Origin of the sequence: Klebsiella sp. MS 92-3, from assembly GCF_000195655.1 — a bacterium.
In the GTDB taxonomy this organism is placed as follows: domain Bacteria; phylum Pseudomonadota; class Gammaproteobacteria; order Enterobacterales; family Enterobacteriaceae; genus Klebsiella; species Klebsiella pneumoniae.
Window position 1 is genome coordinate 6,615 of sequence record NZ_GL882792.1, and the last position, 17,722, is coordinate 24,336.

The 17,722-nt window shown below is 59.9% G+C and carries 16 protein-coding genes and 1 pseudogene; 9 read left to right on the forward strand and 8 right to left on the reverse strand.

Translation table 11 applies throughout. The annotated features are described in order from the left end of the window. Both HMPREF9538_RS17120 and xni read left to right on the forward strand, forming a co-directional pair. A partial coding sequence (locus HMPREF9538_RS17120; protein WP_009484712.1) for an aliphatic sulfonate ABC transporter substrate-binding protein occupies positions 1–1,413 on the forward strand: 1,413 nt, incomplete at its 5' end. 96 nt (positions 1,414–1,509) lie between these two features. After that, entirely contained in the window at positions 1,510–2,265 is a 756-nt protein-coding gene (gene xni / locus HMPREF9538_RS17115) for a flap endonuclease Xni (RefSeq protein ID WP_004174615.1), read from the forward strand. Between the two features lie 58 nt (positions 2,266–2,323). On the opposite strand, the gene fucO is transcribed toward xni, so the two are convergent. After that, positions 2,324–3,472, reverse strand: a complete 1,149-nt coding sequence (gene fucO / locus HMPREF9538_RS17110) for a lactaldehyde reductase (protein ID WP_004181128.1) — start codon at positions 3,470–3,472, stop codon at positions 2,324–2,326. A gap of 27 nt (positions 3,473–3,499) precedes the next feature. Next, a complete protein-coding gene (gene fucA / locus HMPREF9538_RS17105) occupies positions 3,500–4,147 on the reverse strand; it encodes an L-fuculose-phosphate aldolase (protein WP_002915470.1) in 648 nt (215 codons plus the stop codon). A gap of 566 nt (positions 4,148–4,713) precedes the next feature. Between fucA and fucP the strand changes: the two genes are divergently transcribed. The 5 genes from fucP to fucR all read left to right on the forward strand — a co-directional run bounded on the left by fucP (position 4,714) and on the right by fucR (position 10,551). After that, positions 4,714–6,024, forward strand: coding sequence for an L-fucose:H+ symporter permease (gene fucP / locus HMPREF9538_RS17100; protein ID WP_020317279.1), 1,311 nt, complete (start codon positions 4,714–4,716; stop codon positions 6,022–6,024). 32 nt (positions 6,025–6,056) lie between these two features. Continuing rightward, on the forward strand, positions 6,057–7,832 hold the full coding sequence (gene fucI / locus HMPREF9538_RS17095) for an L-fucose isomerase (RefSeq protein WP_002915510.1): 1,776 nt from the start codon (positions 6,057–6,059) through the stop codon (positions 7,830–7,832). A gap of 107 nt (positions 7,833–7,939) precedes the next feature. Continuing rightward, positions 7,940–9,358: an L-fuculokinase gene (gene fucK, locus HMPREF9538_RS17090; protein ID WP_009484714.1), complete on the forward strand. Its 1,419-nt coding sequence runs from the start codon at positions 7,940–7,942 to the stop codon at positions 9,356–9,358. Between the two features lies 1 nt (position 9,359). Further along, positions 9,360–9,782 carry an L-fucose mutarotase gene (fucU, locus tag HMPREF9538_RS17085; RefSeq protein WP_002915538.1) on the forward strand — a complete coding sequence of 141 codons (423 nt, stop codon included), beginning with the start codon at positions 9,360–9,362 and terminating at the stop codon, positions 9,780–9,782. A gap of 58 nt (positions 9,783–9,840) precedes the next feature. After that, complete coding sequence (fucR, locus tag HMPREF9538_RS17080) at positions 9,841–10,551, forward strand: L-fucose operon activator (RefSeq protein WP_004142883.1); 711 nt, start codon at positions 9,841–9,843, stop codon at positions 10,549–10,551. 48 nt (positions 10,552–10,599) lie between these two features. Here the strand turns inward: fucR and rlmM are convergent, their stop codons facing one another. From rlmM to HMPREF9538_RS17060, 4 genes are all read right to left on the reverse strand, one after another. After that, a complete protein-coding gene (rlmM, locus tag HMPREF9538_RS17075) occupies positions 10,600–11,700 on the reverse strand; it encodes a 23S rRNA (cytidine(2498)-2'-O)-methyltransferase RlmM (RefSeq protein ID WP_002915541.1) in 1,101 nt (366 codons plus the stop codon). After that, positions 11,693–12,088, reverse strand: coding sequence for a DUF423 domain-containing protein (locus HMPREF9538_RS17070; protein WP_002915543.1), 396 nt, complete (start codon positions 12,086–12,088; stop codon positions 11,693–11,695). Before HMPREF9538_RS17070 ends, rlmM begins: the two co-directional genes overlap by 8 nt. Before the next feature lie 19 nt (positions 12,089–12,107). Further along, the gene (gene gcvA, locus HMPREF9538_RS17065) at positions 12,108–13,025 is read right to left on the reverse strand and encodes a glycine cleavage system transcriptional regulator GcvA (RefSeq protein ID WP_002915545.1); all 918 of its coding nucleotides are present in this window, start codon (positions 13,023–13,025) and stop codon (positions 12,108–12,110) included. 351 nt (positions 13,026–13,376) lie between these two features. Further along, positions 13,377–13,601 (reverse strand): YgdI/YgdR family lipoprotein, encoded by a 225-nt coding sequence (locus HMPREF9538_RS17060; protein WP_002915549.1) that lies wholly within the window; start codon positions 13,599–13,601, stop codon positions 13,377–13,379. Positions 13,602–13,798: 197 nt separating this feature from the next. Between HMPREF9538_RS17060 and csdA the strand changes: the two genes are divergently transcribed. Continuing rightward, complete coding sequence (gene csdA, locus HMPREF9538_RS17055; protein ID WP_004174604.1) at positions 13,799–15,004, forward strand: cysteine desulfurase CsdA; 1,206 nt, start codon at positions 13,799–13,801, stop codon at positions 15,002–15,004. After that, a pseudogene (csdE, locus tag HMPREF9538_RS0127380) lies at positions 15,004–15,435 on the forward strand (cysteine desulfurase sulfur acceptor subunit CsdE). Before csdA ends, csdE begins: the two are co-directional and overlap by 1 nt. A 42-nt stretch (positions 15,436–15,477) precedes the next feature. On the opposite strand, the gene tcdA reads toward csdE, so the two are convergent. Both tcdA and mltA read right to left on the reverse strand, forming a co-directional pair. Then, positions 15,478–16,299, reverse strand: coding sequence for a tRNA cyclic N6-threonylcarbamoyladenosine(37) synthase TcdA (gene tcdA, locus HMPREF9538_RS17050; protein WP_002915577.1), 822 nt, complete (start codon positions 16,297–16,299; stop codon positions 15,478–15,480). 87 nt (positions 16,300–16,386) lie between these two features. Beyond that, entirely contained in the window at positions 16,387–17,484 is a 1,098-nt protein-coding gene (mltA, locus tag HMPREF9538_RS17045; RefSeq protein WP_002915579.1) for a murein transglycosylase A, read from the reverse strand. Between the last annotated feature and the right edge of the window lie 238 nt (positions 17,485–17,722).

Consider the following 17,722-nt stretch of genomic DNA (forward strand, 5'->3'; position numbering starts at 1 on the left):
CCGCTGCCGCCGCTGCGCCAGCGTCGGCAGGATATCCCGCTGCTGGCGCACCACTTTTTATCACTCTACGCCCGGCGCCTCGGGCGGCCAACCCTGCGTCTGGCGCCGGAATCACTGGCCCGGCTGATGGACTATTCGTGGCCGGGCAATATTCGCGAGCTGGAAAACACCCTGCACAACGCGGTGCTGCTCAGTAAAGAAGAGGAGATCAGTCCTGCCCAGCTGCGCCTGGCGACGCTCAACGACGCCCCGGGGCCGGCGAGCGATCATGAACTGGACGACTTTATTCGCCACCAGCTGGCGCTTCCCGGCGAGCCGCTGTGGCAGCGAGTGACCAGCGCCCTGATTCGCCACGCCATGGCACATTGCGACGATAACCAGAGCCAGGCGGCCGCGCTGTTGGGGATCAGCCGGCATACCTTGCGCACCCAGCTCGCTAACCTCGGGCTGATCAAAAGCCGCCGCCGCCCGCCTGCGCCGCCGCGGGCGTTCGCCAACGCAGCCGGGGCCGATCGCGAACTGCGCATTGGCTACCAGCGCTTCGGCAGCCTCGGGATCCTGAAAGCCCGTCAGAGCCTGGAAACCGCCTTCGCCAGCCTCGGCGTCAACGTGCTGTGGAGTGAGTTTCCTGCCGGACCGCAGCTCCTCCACGCCCTCGCCTGCAACGAGATCGACTTCGGCACCACCGGAGAAGCGCCGCCGGTGTTTGCCCAGGCCAGCAATAGCGAACTGATGTACGTGGCGTGGGAGCCGCCGGCGCCGCGCAGCGTGGCGATGGTCGTCCCGCAGGGGAGCGACATTCGCCAGCTCAGCGATCTGCGCGGTAAACGCATCGCCCTCAATAAAGGGTCGAATGTCCACTGGCTGCTGCTGCAGATCCTCGAGGACGCCGGCCTGGGTCTGAACGATGTGCGGGTGGTCTATACCCCGCCGAAATATCCGCTGACCGCCAGCGACTATCTGGCGGTTGACGCCTGGATGATGTGGGATCCGCTGCTCAGCGACGCCGAACACACCGGCGAGCTGCGGGTGGTCGCCAGCGGCGAAGGCCGGGTCAACAACCATCAGTTTTATCTTTCGCGACGGGACTACCTCGCTCAGCATGGCGATATCATGCGCCGCCTGCTGACGGAGCTGACCCACACCGGGCAGTTTATCGACTCGCATCGCGGCGAAGCGGCCCGCTTACTCTCGGCAGAGCTGGGGATCGACGCCCGGTCGCTGAGCATGGCCCTCGCCCGCCGCAGCCATCGCCCGCGGCCGATGGATCTGTCGGTGATCCGCGCCCAGCAGACCATCGCCGATCGCTTTTACGCCCTCGGGCTTATCGCCAAACCGGTCCCGGTGCGCGAAGCGGTGTGGTACGGCGAACCCGCGCCGGACGTCATCAGACCGCTGATGGCGGTCAGTTAGCGAAATTTGCGCGTTATCTTCCTGATTGTTCAGGCGCAGATAGCCTCGATCTGATGGCGATGTTACCCTAAAGACGCTGAGAATAAGGGGGTATCTGTGGCTGTTCATCTGTTAATCGTCGACGCGTTAAATCTAATCCGCCGCATCCACGCGGTGCAGGGTTCACCCTGCGTCGATACCTGCCTGCATGCCCTGGAGCAGCTGATTGTCCACAGTCAGCCCACCCACGCGGTGGCGGTGTTCGATGATGAGGATCGCGCCCACGGCTGGCGCCACCAGCGCCTGCCGGAGTACAAAGCCGGCCGCGCGCCGATGCCGGAGACGCTGGTGGCCGAGATGCCGACGCTGCGGGCCGCCTTCGAACAGCGGGGGATCCGCTGCTGGGCCTCGCCGGGCAGCGAAGCAGACGATCTCGCCGCCACCCTGGCGGTAAAGGTGGCTCAGGCGGGCCATCAGGCCACCATTGTCTCCACCGACAAAGGCTACTGCCAGCTGCTGTCGCCCACCATCCGCATCCGCGACTACTTTCAGAAGCGCTGGCTGGACGCCCCCTTCATCGCCAGCGAGTTCGGCGTCACCCCGGAGCAGCTGGCGGATTACTGGGGGCTGGCGGGGATCAGCAGCTCGAAGGTGCCGGGCGTGGCGGGCATTGGACCCAAAAGCGCCGCCCAGCTGCTGAACGAGTTTCAGGACCTGGAGGGGCTGTACGCCCGTCTGGCCGAGGTCCCGGAGAAGTGGCGCAAAAAGCTGGCCGCGCATCAGGAGATGGCCTTCACCTGCCGGGAGGTGGCCCGCCTGCAGACCGACCTCCAGCTGGACGGCAATCTGCAGCAGCTGCGGCTGACGCGCTGACCATCGTTAAGAGGTGCGCCGGTGCAGGGTAACGGCCTGCTTTACCCGGGCCAGGCAATCACCAGGCCGCCTGATATAACCCGACGATATCCGCCAGGCTCGCCTCGCGCGGGTTGCCGCCGGTACACACATCCGCCAGCGCCGCCTGGGCCAGCGCCGGAATATCCTCTTTCCTGACGCCCACCTCGCGCAGATGGCCGGGAATACCGACATCGCGGTTAAGCTGGCAGACCGCCTCTACTGCCGCCTCGCGCGCGGCGGTCAGGCTTAACGCTTCCACCCTGACGCCCATCGCCCGGGCGATGTCGCGATATTTTTCCCCGGTCGCCTCAGCATTAAAGCGCATCACGTGCGGCAGCAGGATGGCATTCGCCACGCCGTGCGGCGTGTTGTAAAAAGCGCCGAGCGGATGCGCCATGCCGTGCACCAGCCCGAGCCCGACGTTGGAAAATCCCATCCCCGCCACATACTGGCCGAGCGCCATAGCTTCCCCCGCGCCGGCGTCTCCGGCAACCGAGCCGCGCAGCGCGCCGGCGATGATCTCGATGGCCTTGAGGTGCAGAGCATCGGTCAAAGCCCAGGCGCCGCGAGTGAGGTACCCTTCGATAGCATGCGTCAGGGCGTCCACGCCGGTAGCCGCCTTCAGCGCCGGCGGCATAGCGTCCATCATATCGGCATCGATAAAGGCCACCTGCGGAATATCGTGCGGGTCGACACAGACGAATTTGCGCCGCTGTTCTTCATCGGTGATGACATAGTTAATCGTCACCTCCGCCGCGGTACCCGCGGTGGTCGGCACCGCGAAGATCGGCACGCTGGGCTGACGGGTGGGCGACAGCCCCTCGAGGCTACGGACATCGGCGAATTCCGGATTACGCTGAATAATACCGATCGCCTTACAGGTATCCTGCGGCGAACCGCCGCCGATGGCGATCAGGTAATCCGCCCCGCTGCGTTGAAAGGCCTGCAGCCCCTGCTGGACCACGGCGATGGTCGGGTTAGGGATCACGTCGCTGAATATATCCCATGCCAGCCCGGCGGCATCCAGTTTGTCGGTGACTTTCGCCGCCACGCCGCAGCGGGCGAGAGTGCTGTCGGTGACGATCAATGCTTTACGATAACCGCGCCGCACCGCTTCATCGGTTAATGCGTTTATCGCCCCCCGGCCAAACCATGCCGTTTCATTGAGGATCATTCTGTTTGCCATCGTGGCTCTCCTGTTAGCGTTGCGGCATCACTCTTCAATGCGTAATCCGTAGGTTTTGAACTTCTCCAGCACGATGGCGATCGCCTCGTCATCCAGCACCGGGACCGGGTCGGTAATCGCCAGCGTACTGAGGTAGAGCTGGGCCAGGACCTCCACTTCATGCGCCAGCCAGAGCGCTTTCTCCAGGCTGGCCTCGCAGGCGATCAGGCCGTGATGCTGCAGCAGCGTGGCTTTGCGGTGCTTCAGCGCCACCGCGACATGCTCAGACAGTTCGCGGGTGCCGAAGGTGGCATAGGGCGCGCAGGGGATCGAATTCCCGCCGGCCGCGGCGATCATATAGTGGATGGCCGGGATGGGCCGGTTGAGGATCGACACCGCCGTACAATGGACAGCGTGATTGTGGACCACCGCCTGGGCATCGGGTCGCGTCTGGTAGGCCGCCTGATGAAAACGCCATTCGCTGGAGGGCAGTTTTCCCTGCTCATGCTGGCCGTCGGCATCAATAAAGACGATCTTGTCTTCCGTCAGCTTTTCATATGGGATACCGGTAGGGGTGATCAGCATTCCTCCCTGATAGCGCACGCTGACATTGCCGGCGGTCCCCTGATTTAACCCCAGGCGGGTCATTTCCAGGCAGGTATCGATAATCTGCCGGGCCAGTCTGTTTCTTTCCATTGCGTTCCTCTTTTGGTGACTCATCATCCATCAACGGCAGGGCAACAGAAATATCGTCGGCTACCGTGGGATAGGGTGAATAATGGTCTTCATCATCAACCTGAATATTCAAAGGGGAATTTTCATGATTATTTTTTGTGAGCCGCGTCAATTATTCCACCATGAATAAAGCAACCATGCCCATTACGAGAGAGATTAAAATGCCCGTTCTTAATAATATTTCATCAAGCGGGCATTTTATTTCTTTGTAACATTTGCCCGTTTTCCACGATATATATTCATTCGGTCATTAGCGTTGTGGTTTTGTGAATTTATTTTCTCAAACGGTCAGCGTTTTTGAAAAATTAAAGTGACAATAATCACATAAAATGGCCCACAGTACGTTAAGTGTGACCATCATCATATTAACAGGCGGTTTTTTTTTTAAAAAGAAACCATGAGTTCCGCCGTGACTTTCATTTCACTCACCGGCGCGTCACCTGAGCTCACTTAATTTTGCGGTCTGCTGCAGCACCAGACTGCGCCCTGAATGCTGTTGTAAATGCTTCTGAACTGATGAGGACGCTATGGGAAACACAACGATACCAACGCAAAGTTACCGCGCCATGGAGAGCGGGCAGAGTAAGAGCTACATTATTCCTTTCGCTCTGCTGTGCTCCCTCTTTTTTCTGTGGGCGGTGGCTAATAATCTGAATGATATTTTATTACCGCAATTTCAACAGGCCTTTACCCTGACTAACTTCCAGGCCGGATTAATTCAATCGGCCTTTTACTTTGGCTATTTTATTATTCCCATCCCCGCCGGGATGTTGATGAAAAAATTCAGCTACAAAGCCGGCATCCTTACGGGTCTGTTTTTATATGCCTGCGGCGCCGCGCTGTTCTGGCCTGCCGCCGAAGTGATGAACTACACTTTATTCCTGATTGGATTATTTATTATCGCTGCCGGGCTTGGCTGTCTGGAAACCGCGGCCAACCCGTTTGTCACCGTCCTCGGTCCGGAAAGCGGCGGTCACTTCCGCCTTAATCTGGCCCAGACCTTTAACTCATTCGGCGCCATTATTGCCGTGGTATTTGGCCAGAGTCTTATTTTGTCTAACGTCCCGCATCAGCCGCAGGAGGTGCTGGATAAAATGACGCCGGAACAGCTCAGCGCCTGGAAGCACAGTCTGGTCCTGTCGGTACAAACCCCCTATATGATTATCGTGGCCATTGTCCTGCTGGTCGCCCTGCTGATCGTCTGCACCCGCTTCCCCTCCCTGCAAAGCGATGACCACAGCGACAGCGCGCAGAGCACCTTCCTCGCCTCGCTGACGCGCCTGATGCGCATCCGCCACTGGCGCTGGGCGGTACTGGCCCAGTTCTGCTACGTCGGCGCGCAAACCGCCTGCTGGAGCTACCTGATTCGCTACGCTATCGAAGAGATCCCGGGCATGACGGCCGGTTTCGCCGCCAACTACCTGACCGCCACCATGGTCTGCTTCTTTATCGGCCGTTTTACCGGCACCTGGCTTATCCGCCGCTTCGCGCCGCACAACGTGCTCGCTATCTATGCGTTTATCGCCATGCTGCTCTGTTTGCTCTCCGCCTTCAGCGGCGGCCACGTCGGTCTGCTGGCCCTGACCCTGTGCAGCGCCTTTATGTCCATTCAGTACCCGACCATCTTCTCGCTGGGGATTAAGCATCTGGGCCAGGACACCAAATATGGCTCGTCATTTATCGTCATGACCATTATCGGCGGCGGGATCGTTACCCCGGTGATGGGCTTTGTCAGCGACGCCGCCGGCAATATCCCGACCGCCGAACTGGTCCCGGCGCTGTGCTTCGCCATCATCTTTATTTTTGCCCGTTTCCGTTCACAAGCGGCGACGAACTAAACCTGTTATCCGCATAACCTGAGGGATCTGTAATGAAAAAAATCAGCTTACCGAAGATCGGTATTCGTCCGGTAATCGATGGTCGTCGCATGGGGGTCCGCGAGTCGCTGGAAGCGCAAACCATGAACATGGCGAAAGCCACCGCCGCGCTTATCAGCGAGAAACTGCGCCACGCCTGCGGCGCCCGGGTGGAGTGCGTGATTGCCGATACCTGCATCGCCGGCATGGCCGAGTCGGCCGCCTGTGAAGAGAAATTCAGCAGCCAGAACGTTGGCGTCACCATCACCGTCACCCCCTGCTGGTGCTACGGCAGCGAAACCATCGACATGGATCCGCTGCGCCCGAAGGCCATCTGGGGCTTTAACGGCACCGAGCGTCCGGGGGCGGTCTATCTGGCCGCGGCGCTGGCGGCCCATAGCCAGAAAGGGATCCCGGCGTTCTCCATCTACGGACATGACGTGCAGGATGCCGATGACACGTCGATCCCAGCGGATGTCGAAGAAAAGCTGTTGCGCTTCGCTCGCGCCGGCCTGGCTGTCGCCAGTATGAAAGGGAAAAGCTATCTGTCGCTGGGCGGCGTCTCAATGGGCATCGCCGGATCTATCGTCGACCACAACTTTTTTGAATCCTGGCTCGGCATGAAGGTTCAGGCTGTCGACATGACGGAGCTGCGCCGGCGAATCGATCAAAAAATCTATGATGAAACCGAGCTGGAGATGGCGCTGGCGTGGGCGGATAAACACTTCCGCTACGGCGAAGATCAGAACGCTGAGCAGTATAAGCGCAATGAAACGCAGAGCCGCGCGGTGCTGAAAGAGAGCCTGCTGATGGCGATGTGCATCCGCGACATGATGCAGGGTAACCCGAAGCTCGCAGAAAAAGGACTGGTGGAGGAGTCGCTGGGCTACAACGCCATCGCCGCCGGTTTCCAGGGTCAGCGCCACTGGACCGATCAATACCCCAATGGCGATACCGCCGAAGCGCTGCTCAACAGCTCTTTTGACTGGAACGGGGTGCGCGAACCGTTTGTCGTCGCTACCGAAAACGACAGCCTCAACGGCGTGGCCATGCTGATGGGCCATCAGCTCACCGGCACCGCCCAGGTGTTTGCCGACGTACGCACCTACTGGTCGCCGGATGCCGTTGAACGGGTCACCGGGCAGCCGCTCACCGGGCGGGCGGAGCACGGCATCATTCACCTGATTAACTCCGGCTCTGCGGCGCTGGACGGCTCCTGCCAGCAGCGCGACGCGCAGGGCAATCCGACGATGAAACCCCACTGGGAGATTGAGCAGAGCGAGGCGGATGCCTGCCTCGCGGCGACCGAATGGTGCCCGGCGATCCACGAATACTTCCGCGGCGGCGGCTTCTCTTCCCGCTTCCTGACCGAAGGCGGCGTGCCGTTCACCATGACCCGGGTGAACATCATCAAAGGTCTGGGGCCGGTGCTGCAAATTGCCGAAGGCTGGAGCGTAGCGCTGCCCAAAGCGATGCACGACCAGCTCGACGCCCGCACCAACTCCACCTGGCCCACCACCTGGTTTGCCCCACGCCTGACCGGCAAGGGCCCGTTCAGCGATGTGTACTCGGTGATGGCCAACTGGGGCGCCAACCACGGCGTGCTGACCATCGGCCACGTTGGCGCAGATTTCATTACCCTCGCCGCCATGCTGCGCATTCCGGTCTGCATGCACAACGTGGAAGAGGCGAAAATCTATCGCCCTTCCGCCTGGGCCGCGCACGGCATGGATATCGAGGGCCAGGACTACCGCGCCTGCCAGAACTACGGGCCGCTGTATAAGCGTTAACAGGTTGGTTTCGCCCGGAGGCGCAGGCTTACCTGGCCTACAGACGCGCGCGGTCTGTAGGCCGGATAAGCGCTGCGCCATCCGGCAATGTTGTTTCGGGAGTCACTATGAAGCAAGACGTTATCCTGGTCCTCGACTGCGGCGCCACGAACGTGCGGGCGATGGCCGTGGATCGACAAGGGAACATTATCGCCCGCGCCGCAACGGCGAACGCCAGCGACATCGCGGCGGAAAAAAGCGACTGGCACCAGTGGTCGCTGGAGGCCATTATGCAGCGCTTTGCCGACTGCTGTCGGCAGATCCATGACCAGCTGGCCTCCTGCACGGTGCGCGGCATTACCGTCACGACCTTTGGCGTCGATGGCGCGCTGGTAGATGAGAAGGGCGCCCTGCTGTATCCGATCATCAGCTGGAAATGCCCGCGCACCGCGGCGGTGATGGAGAAAATCAGCCAGTATATGCCCGCGCGCCAGCTGCAGCAGATAGCCGGCGTCGGCGCGTTTGCGTTCAACACCCTGTATAAGCTGGTGTGGCTGAAAGAGAACCACCCGCAGCTGCTGGCGCAGGCCCATGCCTGGCTGTTTATTTCATCGCTGATCAACCATCGGCTGACCGGGGAGTTCACCACCGACCTCACCATGGCGGGCACCAGCCAGATGCTCGATCTCCGGCAGCGCGATTTCAGCGCGCCGATCCTGCAGGCGACCGGCCTGCCGCGCCGCCTGTTCCCGCGGCTGGTTGAAGCAGGCCAGCCGATCGGCACCCTGCTGCCGGAGGCCGCTGCGCTGCTGGGCCTCCCCGTCGGGATCCCGGTTATCTCGGCCGGGCATGACACCCAGTTCGCTCTGTTTGGCGCCGGCGCCGGGCAGGATGAGCCGGTGCTCTCCTCCGGGACCTGGGAGATCCTGATGGTACGCAGCGCGCAGGTCGACACCTCGCTGCTCTGTGACTACAGCGGCTCCACCTGCGAGCTGGACAGCCAGCCGGGCCGCTATAACCCGGGGATGCAGTGGCTGGCCTCCGGCGTGCTCGAGTGGGTGCGCAAACTGCTGTGGAGCGCTGACACCCCATGGCAGACGCTGATTGACGAAGCGCAGGCGATCCCGCCCGGCGCCCAGGGCGTCAGGATGCAGTGCGACCTGCTCGCCAGCCAGCACGCCGGCTGGCAGGGCGTCACGCTCAACACCACCCGCGGCCATTTTTACCGCGCCGCGCTGGAGGGGTTAAGCGATCAGCTGGCGCAGCATCTGCAAACCCTGGAAAAAATCGGCGGCTTCAGGGCGAAAGAGCTGCTGCTGGTGGGCGGCGGCAGCCGCAACGCGCTATGGAACCAGATCAAGGCCAACCGACTCGGGATACCGATCAAAGTCCTCGACGATGCCGAAACCACCGTGGCCGGCGCGGCGATGTTTGGCTGGTATGGCGTGGGCGAGTTCTCTTCGCCAGAACAGGCCAGAGCGCAGGTCGCGTACCGCTACCGCTATTTCTGGCCGCAAACTGAACCTGAACTGATAGAGGAAGCCTGAGATGCTCAAAACCATTTCCCCGCTGATATCGCCGGAACTGCTGAAAGTGCTGGCCGAAATGGGCCATGGGGATGAAATCATTTTTTCCGATGCCCATTTCCCGGCGCACAGCATGGGGCCGCAGGTGATCCGCGCCGATGGCCTGCGAGTCAGCGATCTGCTGCAGGCGATTATCCCGCTGTTCGAATTAGACAGCTATGCGCCGCCGGTGGTGATGATGGCCGCCGTCGAAGGCGATGCGCTCGACCCGACGGTGGAACAGCGCTATCGGCAGGCGCTCTCGGCGCAGGCCCCCTGCCCGGATATCGTGCGGATTGACCGCTTTGCCTTCTACGACCGGGCGCAAAAAGCCTTTGCGATCGTTATCACAGGAGAGTGCGCTAAGTACGGAAATATCCTTTTAAAAAAAGGAGTCACGCCGTAATCTCATGCCGGAGCGTCTGCCTGATGCAGACGCTCAATCAATGATGGGATGAGAATAAATGAAAGCAGCCCGCCAGCAGGCGATCGTCGATCTCCTGATCACCCACAGCAGCCTGACCACCGAAACGTTGTCAAAACAGCTCAACGTCAGCAGGGAAACTATTCGCCGCGATCTGAGCGAGCTGCAGGCGCAGGGCAAAGTGCTGCGTAACCACGGCCGGGCCAAAGTGATCCACCAGCGCAGCCAGGACAGCGGCGATCCTTTCCACATGCGCCTAAAAAGCCATTACGCGCATAAAGCCGACATCGCCCGCGAAGCGCTGGCCTGGATTGACGAAGGGATGGTGATCGCCCTCGATGCCAGCTCCACCTGCTGGTATCTCGCCCGCCAGCTGCCGGACCGCCCGCTGCACGTCTTTACCAACAGCCAGCCCATCTGCCAGGAGCTGGCCAAACGCGACCAGATCACGCTCACCTGCTCCGGCGGCACTCTGCAGCGGAAATATGGCTGCTACGTGAACCCGGCGCTGATTTCCCAGCTGAAATCGCTGGAGATCGATCTGTTTATTTTTTCCTGCGAAGGCATCGACCCGCAGGGCGCGCTGTGGGACTCCAATGCGTTCAATGCCGACTTCAAATCGATCCTGCTTAAGCGGGCGGCGCAGTCGCTACTGCTGATCGACAAAAGCAAGTTCAACCGCTCCGGCGAGGCGAGGATTGGTCATCTGGATGACGTGACGCATATTGTGTCGGATGCGCCGCAGCCTTAAGGGGAAGGCCGGAGGACGCGCACGCGTCTCCGACCTGAGGGGGAAGGATTAACGCTCGTCGCGACGTCCGCCGACGGCGGCCCACAGGCGGCGCACGTGAACGGTCACTTCTTCACGATCGTGATACAGCTGACGCGCCTGGATCTGGGCGTTAACGCCGTGCTCGTCCAGCTGGGCCTGAATATAGGCCAGATTCTGCGACACCTCTTCATAGCGCTTTTTCATCGGCAGCTTGAGGTTGAAGATGGTCTCCCGGCACCAGCCGTTGACCAGCCACTGCGCCATCAGCGCCGCCACCTTCGCCGGTTTCTCCACCATATCGCAGACCATCCACGAGATGTTGTTGCGGTTCGGACGATAGCGGAAACCGTCTTCGCGCAGCCAGGTCACCTGGCCGGTATCCATCAGGCTCTGGGCCATCGGGCCGTTATCGACCGAAGAGACCCACATGTTGCGCTTCACCAGCTGATAGGTCCAGCCGCCCGGGCAGGCGCCGAGATCGACGGCATACATGCCGTTCGCCAGACGCTCGTCCCACTCGTCCGCCGGAATAAAGACGTGGAACGCCTCTTCCAGCTTGAGGGTGGAACGGCTCGGGGCGTCGGAGGGAAACTTCAGCCGCGGAATGCCCATATAGAACGGTGAGTTGTTGTTGCTGTATGAGTAGCCGGTATAGCAGCAGCCGGGTGCGATAAAGAACACATGCACCACCGGTCGCTTTGGCGTTTCATAGTTGGTCAGCACGCCCGCCTCGCGCAGCGCCGCGCGTAACGGCACCGTAAACTTGCGGCAGAACTTCATCAGCTCTTTGCTTTCGTTGGTATCCGCCACTTCCACACGCAGCTCGCCACCCTTCTCCACCACGCCCTGCAGCATGCCGACGATCGGGGTTATGCGATCCTCCGGCGGCAGGTCGCGCAGCAGTTCGCCGACCACAAACATCTGTCGGGCGAAAATTAGCGAGCTGAACGGCAGATCGCGCACCAGCTTCTCGCCGTCGTCCTGCTGATAACCTTCAAAAATTACATAGCCAGAGTCTTCTTTGACCCGGGCAAAACCAAACACCTCAAGGCGGGCTGCCTTATCGGTAATTTCTGCTGCGCACTCTTTCTCAAACCCAGGGCGACAATAGAGGACAACCTTATTCATGAACAACGCCCTTACGTTTCAGACGAATTGCACCAATTAACATTAAAACCCAACCGGCGAGGAAGCTTACGCCGCCCACCGGGGTCACGAACGCCCACAGACGTAAATGAGAGAGCGCCAGACAATAGAGGCTGCCGCTGAACAGCACGGTCCCTAACGCCAGAAATACGCTGCTCCAGTAGAACCAGATACTGATCCGACGCTGCATCGCCACCGCCAGACCAAAAATCGCCAGGGTATGGAAGGCCTGATACTCCAGGCCGGTATGGATCCAGGCCATCTCCGCCGCGCCGAGCGATTGACTTAAGACATGCGCGCCAAAGGCGCCCAGAGCCACAAAGATAAAGCCGCTAATCGCGGCGAATATCAGCATAAAACGGCTGGTCATGTTGTTACCCTACAAGTAATTATTGTTCATAACGAAAGCGGAATTTTTCTTGTTCACTTGCCGCTTTCGCCAGGATCCACTGCCGGAAAGCGGCTATTTTACCCAGTTCTGCCTGACTGTCATGGCAAACAAGGTAAAACGCATTCTTACTGACCAGAACATCATTAAACGGACACACCAGACGACCGGCTTCAATTTCGGACTGCGCCATGACATTGTTGGCCAGCGCCACGCCCTGCCCGTGAATGGCCGCCTGCAGCACCATCGCGCTATGGCTGAAAATCGGCCCCTGCTGCACATTAATATGGCTTAGACCAAGCTGACGGGTATAAGTTTGCCAGTCGCGGCGGGACGCATCGTGAAGCAGGGTATGTTGCGCCAGATCGGCAGGCGTTTTCAATGCTTTGTCGCCGGTGAGCAAGAGCGGGGAACAGACCGGCAGCAGATACTCGGCGTACAATTTTTCCACACGCAGGCCCGGCCAGTTGCCGCGACCATAAAAAATCGCCACATCGACATCGTCCGCCAGCTTATCCTCCTGACGGTCCACCGCCTGGATCCTGACGTCGATTCCCGGATAAGCTGAGTTAAAGCTTGTGAGTCTTGGCACCAGCCACTGAATGGCGAAACTTGGCAATAAACTGACCGTTAATGCCCCTTTGGCGCTGCGCGCCTGCAGTTTACGCGTCGCTTCCGTCAGTTGCGAAAAAATCTCTTTAATATCCTGAAAATAGCTCTGCCCTTCTTCCGTTAACAGCAGCGAACGATTGCGCCGACGGAACAGCTTAAGGCCCAGAAAATCCTCGAGAGACTTGATTTGATGGCTGACTGCGGCCTGCGTCACAAAAAGCTCATCGGCTGCCCGAGTGAAGCTGAGATGACGTGCGGCTGCATCAAAAACACGTAATGCATTCAGAGGTGGTAATCGCTTCGACATGGTTATTCTGGCTTAGATGTTAACTCAATTTAACAAATAGGAAACAATGATTAACCTATTAGTTTTTTTTATCTGAGCCATTATAAATTGTCCGTTGAGGTTCTACCAGCAAATACCTATAGTGGCGGCACTTCCTGAGCCGGAACGAGAAGCTTTTTTTGGAATGCGTGTTCCATCAAGCTTTTGGCTTACGGTTGTGATGTTGTGTTGTTGTGTTTGCAATTGGTCTGTTTTTGCAGACCCTGGTAGCAAAGCTACCCCTTTTCACTTCCTGTACATTTACCCTGTCTGTCCATAGTGATTTAATGTAGCACCGCAACGCGCGGTGCTTTTTTTTGCCTTTTTACTGCCTTACTCGTCCAGTTCACCCAGTTGTTTCACGTCAGAGCGATTGATCTGCTGTTTGTTGCCCCACGCGTCTTTATACGAGATCATGCCAGTGTCATTATCGGTTTGCGGTTTCCCGTCGGTAACGATGGTCCGCCCATCGTTGGTATGCATCACATAGTTAGAGGAACAGGCGCTCAGGCCTAAAGTCAGCATACAGGCAGAGATAATCGCAGCGGCCTTAGTCATTTTCATTCTTCTCTCCTTACGGCTATTTATACTATTCGTAACTCGTTAAGTAATAGGTTAAAACACAAACCCAACACTTTTCAGCATAACCCTCTTTGACCGACGTGGAGTCACATTCGGACAATTCCACAGGACGCAGAGACCTTGTCACGCCCGGCAAATTGCGCGACGATCGCGGCATTGATACGAGGAATTCCATGAACGCATTCAACCCGGCGCACTTTCGCGCGCAGTTTCCGGCTCTGGCCGATGCCGGCGTCTATCTCGACAGCGCGGCGACAGCGCTCAAACCGCTGGCGGTGATCGACGCCAGCGACCAGTTTTATCGCCTGAGCGCCGGCAATGTCCATCGCAGCCAGTTCGCCGCCGCCCAGCGGCTGACCGAGCGCTACGAGGCGGCCCGCGATCGCGTGGCGGCGTGGCTTAACGCCCCGTCCGGCAAAGATATCGTCTGGACGCGAGGGACCACCGAGGCCATCAATATGGTGGCGCAGAGCTACGTCCGGCCGCGCCTGCAGCCTGGCGATGAAATTATCGTTAGCGAAGCCGAGCATCATGCCAACCTCGTGCCCTGGCTGATGGTGGCCGGGCAGACCGGCGCCAGAGTGGTCAAACTGCCGCTTGGCGCCGACCGTCTGCCGGATATCGCCAGCCTCAGCGCGCTGATTACCCCGCGCAGCCGGGTGCTGGCCATCGGCCAGATGTCCAACGTCACCGGCGGCTGCCCGGACCTGGCCCAGGCTATCCGCCTTGCCCACGCCGCCGGGATGGTGGTGATGGTTGATGGCGCCCAGGGGGCGGTGCATTTCCCCGCTGACGTGCAGGCGCTGGATATCGATTTTTACGCCTTTTCCGGCCATAAGCTGTATGGCCCGACCGGGATCGGCGCCCTGTACGGCAAAAGCGAGCTGCTGGCAGCGATGTCGCCCTGGCTCGGCGGCGGGAAAATGATCGCCGAGGTCAGCTTTGACGGCTTTACGCCGCAGCCGGCCCCCTATGGCCTCGAGGCCGGTACGCCGAATGTCGCCGGGGTTATCGGCCTCAGCGCCGCGCTGGAGTGGCTGGCGCAGAGCGATATCGGCCAGGCGGAAAACTGGAGCCGCAGTCTGGCGAGCCTGGCGGAAGAGGAACTGGCGAAACGGCCGGGCTTCCGCTCTTTCCGCTGCCAGCAGTCAAGCCTGCTGGCCTTTGAATTTGAGGGTATTCATCACAGCGATCTGGTGACGCTGCTGGCGGAGTCCGGCATTGCCCTGCGCGCCGGACAACACTGCGCCCAGCCGCTGCTGGCTGCCTTAGGGGTCAGCGGCACCCTGCGGGCCTCTTTCGCCCCCTACAATACCCAAGACGATGTTGCGGCGCTGGTCCACGCGGTGGATCGCGCCCTGGAAATTCTGGTGGATTAATGACAACTCTGCACCCCTTCGGCACAACCATTACCGACGCTACGCTGCGCCAGATCTTCGCCCCGCTGAACCAGTGGGAGGATAAATACCGTCAGCTGATTTTATTGGGCAAAAAGCTGCCGACGCTGACCGACGAGCGCAAAGCGCAGGCCCATGAGATTGCCGGGTGTGAGAACCGCGTCTGGCTGGGCTATGAGGAGGACGCCGAGGGCAGGCTGCACTTCTTTGGCGACAGCGAAGGAAGGATTGTGCGCGGTCGGCTGGCGGTACTTTAAACCGCCGTGGAAGGAAAACCCCGCGCCGGGATCCTGGCGCAGGATCCGCTGGCGCTGTTCGACGAGCTGGGGCTGCGCGGCCAGCTCAGCGCCTCGCGCAGCCAGGGCCTCAGCGCCCTGAGCGAGGCGGTGCTCGCCGCCGCCCGCGAAAGGTAATCTCCCGATTTCGCTTTCCCGCCGCCGAGCCCGGTGGGCAAACTACTTTCCGGAAGCCGCAGCGTCACGCTGCGCTTTCGCCAGCATCTTCTTCAGGGCATGCGACACCGCGACGAACCCGAAGGTCGCGGTCACCATCGTCGCCGCGCCAAAGCCGGAAGCGCAGTCCATCCGCTTCGGCCCTTCCGCCGTGCTCTTCATTGCGCAGACGCTGCCGTCCGCCTGCGGGTAGACCAGCGCTTCCGTAGAGAAGACGCAGTCTACACCGAGCTTACCTTTGCTGTTTTTCACCACCCCAAACTGGCTTTTCAGCCGCTCGCGCAGTTTGGCCGCCAGCGGATCCTGGATGGTCTTCGCCAGGTCCGCGACCTGGATCTGCGTTGGGTCAATCTGACCACCCGCCCCGCCGGTAGTCACCAGCGGCACCTTGTAGCGGCGACACCAGGCGATAAGCGCCGCTTTCGGCCGGACGCTATCGATGGCGTCGATAACATAGCTAAAGCCGACGCCAAGATATTCCGCCACGTTTTCCGGGGTCACGAAATCATCCACCACCGTCACCCGACACTCCGGGTTGATGAGACGAATACGCTCCGCCATCACCTCCGCTTTCGCCAGCCCGACGTTGCCGCTGAGGGCGTGGATCTGACGATTGGTGTTGGTGACGCAGACATCGTCCATATCGATAAGGGTGATCGCCCCGATGCCGGTCCGCGCCAGCGCTTCCGCCGCCCAGGAGCCGACCCCGCCGATCCCGACCACGCAGACGTGGGCGTCGGCAAAACATTGCAGCGCTTTTTCACCATATAAACGTGCCGTACCGCCAAAACGCTGGCGCCAGGCATCGCTGATTACAACAGACATAGAACCTCAGAACAAAATGACAGCGCCCGGAGGCCGCCGCAAGCGGCGTCATCCGGGCGCCCTGGTCAACAGGCACGGCCAGGGGAGTTAGCCGCTAAAAACATTCCCCGCGCCCGGGGCGTTTTTCAGCACCCATACGCGGCCGTAGTGGTTATACCAGCCGGCACGGTGGCCCGCGTCAGGCCCAATGCCCTGATAGATGTCGAAATGCTGACCTTTGATGGCCCCGCCGACGTCGAGGGCGACCATCAGGCGCAGTTCGTACTGGCCGTTAAACTTGCCGTTATTATCCAGCAGAGGCACCTCGGCCAGCAAGGTGGTTCCTGGCGGAATAATCGACCGGTCGGAGGCCACCGAGGCGCGGCCGATCAGCGGCACAGCGCTGGCCCCTTTCACCGGCGCGAAAGACTGCGGTTTAAAGAACACGAACGACGGGTTCTGCTCCAGCAGCTCACGCACTTCCGCTTCGCTGTGCTTCTCACCCCACTCGCGGATCGCCTGCATCGACATATCTTCTTTCTTCACTTCCCCGCGGTCGATTAGCACTTTGCCGATGCTGCGATAGGGCCAGCCGTTTTTCCCGGCATAGCTAAAGAAGTTGAGCGGCGAACCATCGCCAAAGTCGATATAGCCGCTGCCCTGCACGTCCATGATGAAGTTATCCATCAACGAGTTGCTGTACGCCAGCACATAGTTATCGCTCAGCGCGCCGGCATAGATGCTGGCGCGGGACGGCAGCTTACCGCGTTTCGGCGGCATACGGTAAATGGGGTACTGGAATTCGCCCTGACGGGTGTGGCGCGCCTGCACCACCGGCGTGTAGTAGCCGGTAAACTGGACGTTGCCATAGTTGTCGACGCCCTGCATCTGCCAGGCGTCGATGCCAAACTGGCGCAGCGTACGGGTGTCGCCGCCGGCGCGCAGCCACTCCTGCAGCGCGTTATAGACGTTGCTCTGGCTATTATAGAGGCGTGGCGAGGCGTTACGAATTTGATTAACCTGCTCGGAGAAGTCGCCGGCGTTGATCGGCGCCCCGACGGCATCCGGCTGGTTTACCAGTGAAAACGGCTGGGTGAACTTGCCATCGCTATATTGCTGACCGCGGTCGGTCGGTTTTGAGGAACAGGCGGCGAGCATGGCCAGCATTGCCCCCGTCGCTACATATTTTGCCCAACGTCCTTTCATGGTGTCTCATCTTTTGCTGCGAAGCCTTAGTGCGTGTTGAAGATAACAAAGCGCCGGAGCTATTGAAATGCGCGATCTCATCGATGGCACAGATTTGTGTAAAAAAACACCACAACGTGGCGTTTTATAAGCCAATTCTTACAAAAATGTCGATTTGGTCGAAAAAAGGTTGCATCATCTCGCTAGCGGAGTATAGTGCGCTTCCACGGACGCGGGGTGGAGCAGCCTGGTAGCTCGT

Coding starts and splice junctions, on each gene's coding strand:
- fucI (WP_002915510.1), top strand. CDS start 6,057: ATGAAAAAAATCAGCTTACCGAAGATCGGTATTCGTCCGGTAATCGAT.
- fucP (WP_020317279.1), top strand. CDS start 4,714: ATGGGAAACACAACGATACCAACGCAAAGTTACCGCGCCATGGAGAGC.
- csdA (WP_004174604.1), top strand. CDS start 13,799: ATGAACGCATTCAACCCGGCGCACTTTCGCGCGCAGTTTCCGGCTCTG.
- fucR (WP_004142883.1), top strand. CDS start 9,841: ATGAAAGCAGCCCGCCAGCAGGCGATCGTCGATCTCCTGATCACCCAC.
- rlmM (WP_002915541.1), bottom strand. CDS start 11,700: ATGAATAAGGTTGTCCTCTATTGTCGCCCTGGGTTTGAGAAAGAGTGC.
- mltA (WP_002915579.1), bottom strand. CDS start 17,484: ATGAAAGGACGTTGGGCAAAATATGTAGCGACGGGGGCAATGCTGGCC.
- tcdA (WP_002915577.1), bottom strand. CDS start 16,299: ATGTCTGTTGTAATCAGCGATGCCTGGCGCCAGCGTTTTGGCGGTACG.
- fucK (WP_009484714.1), top strand. CDS start 7,940: ATGAAGCAAGACGTTATCCTGGTCCTCGACTGCGGCGCCACGAACGTG.
- HMPREF9538_RS17070 (WP_002915543.1), bottom strand. CDS start 12,088: ATGACCAGCCGTTTTATGCTGATATTCGCCGCGATTAGCGGCTTTATC.
- fucU (WP_002915538.1), top strand. CDS start 9,360: ATGCTCAAAACCATTTCCCCGCTGATATCGCCGGAACTGCTGAAAGTG.
- fucA (WP_002915470.1), bottom strand. CDS start 4,147: ATGGAAAGAAACAGACTGGCCCGGCAGATTATCGATACCTGCCTGGAA.
- fucO (WP_004181128.1), bottom strand. CDS start 3,472: ATGGCAAACAGAATGATCCTCAATGAAACGGCATGGTTTGGCCGGGGG.
- gcvA (WP_002915545.1), bottom strand. CDS start 13,025: ATGTCGAAGCGATTACCACCTCTGAATGCATTACGTGTTTTTGATGCA.
- HMPREF9538_RS17060 (WP_002915549.1), bottom strand. CDS start 13,601: ATGACTAAGGCCGCTGCGATTATCTCTGCCTGTATGCTGACTTTAGGC.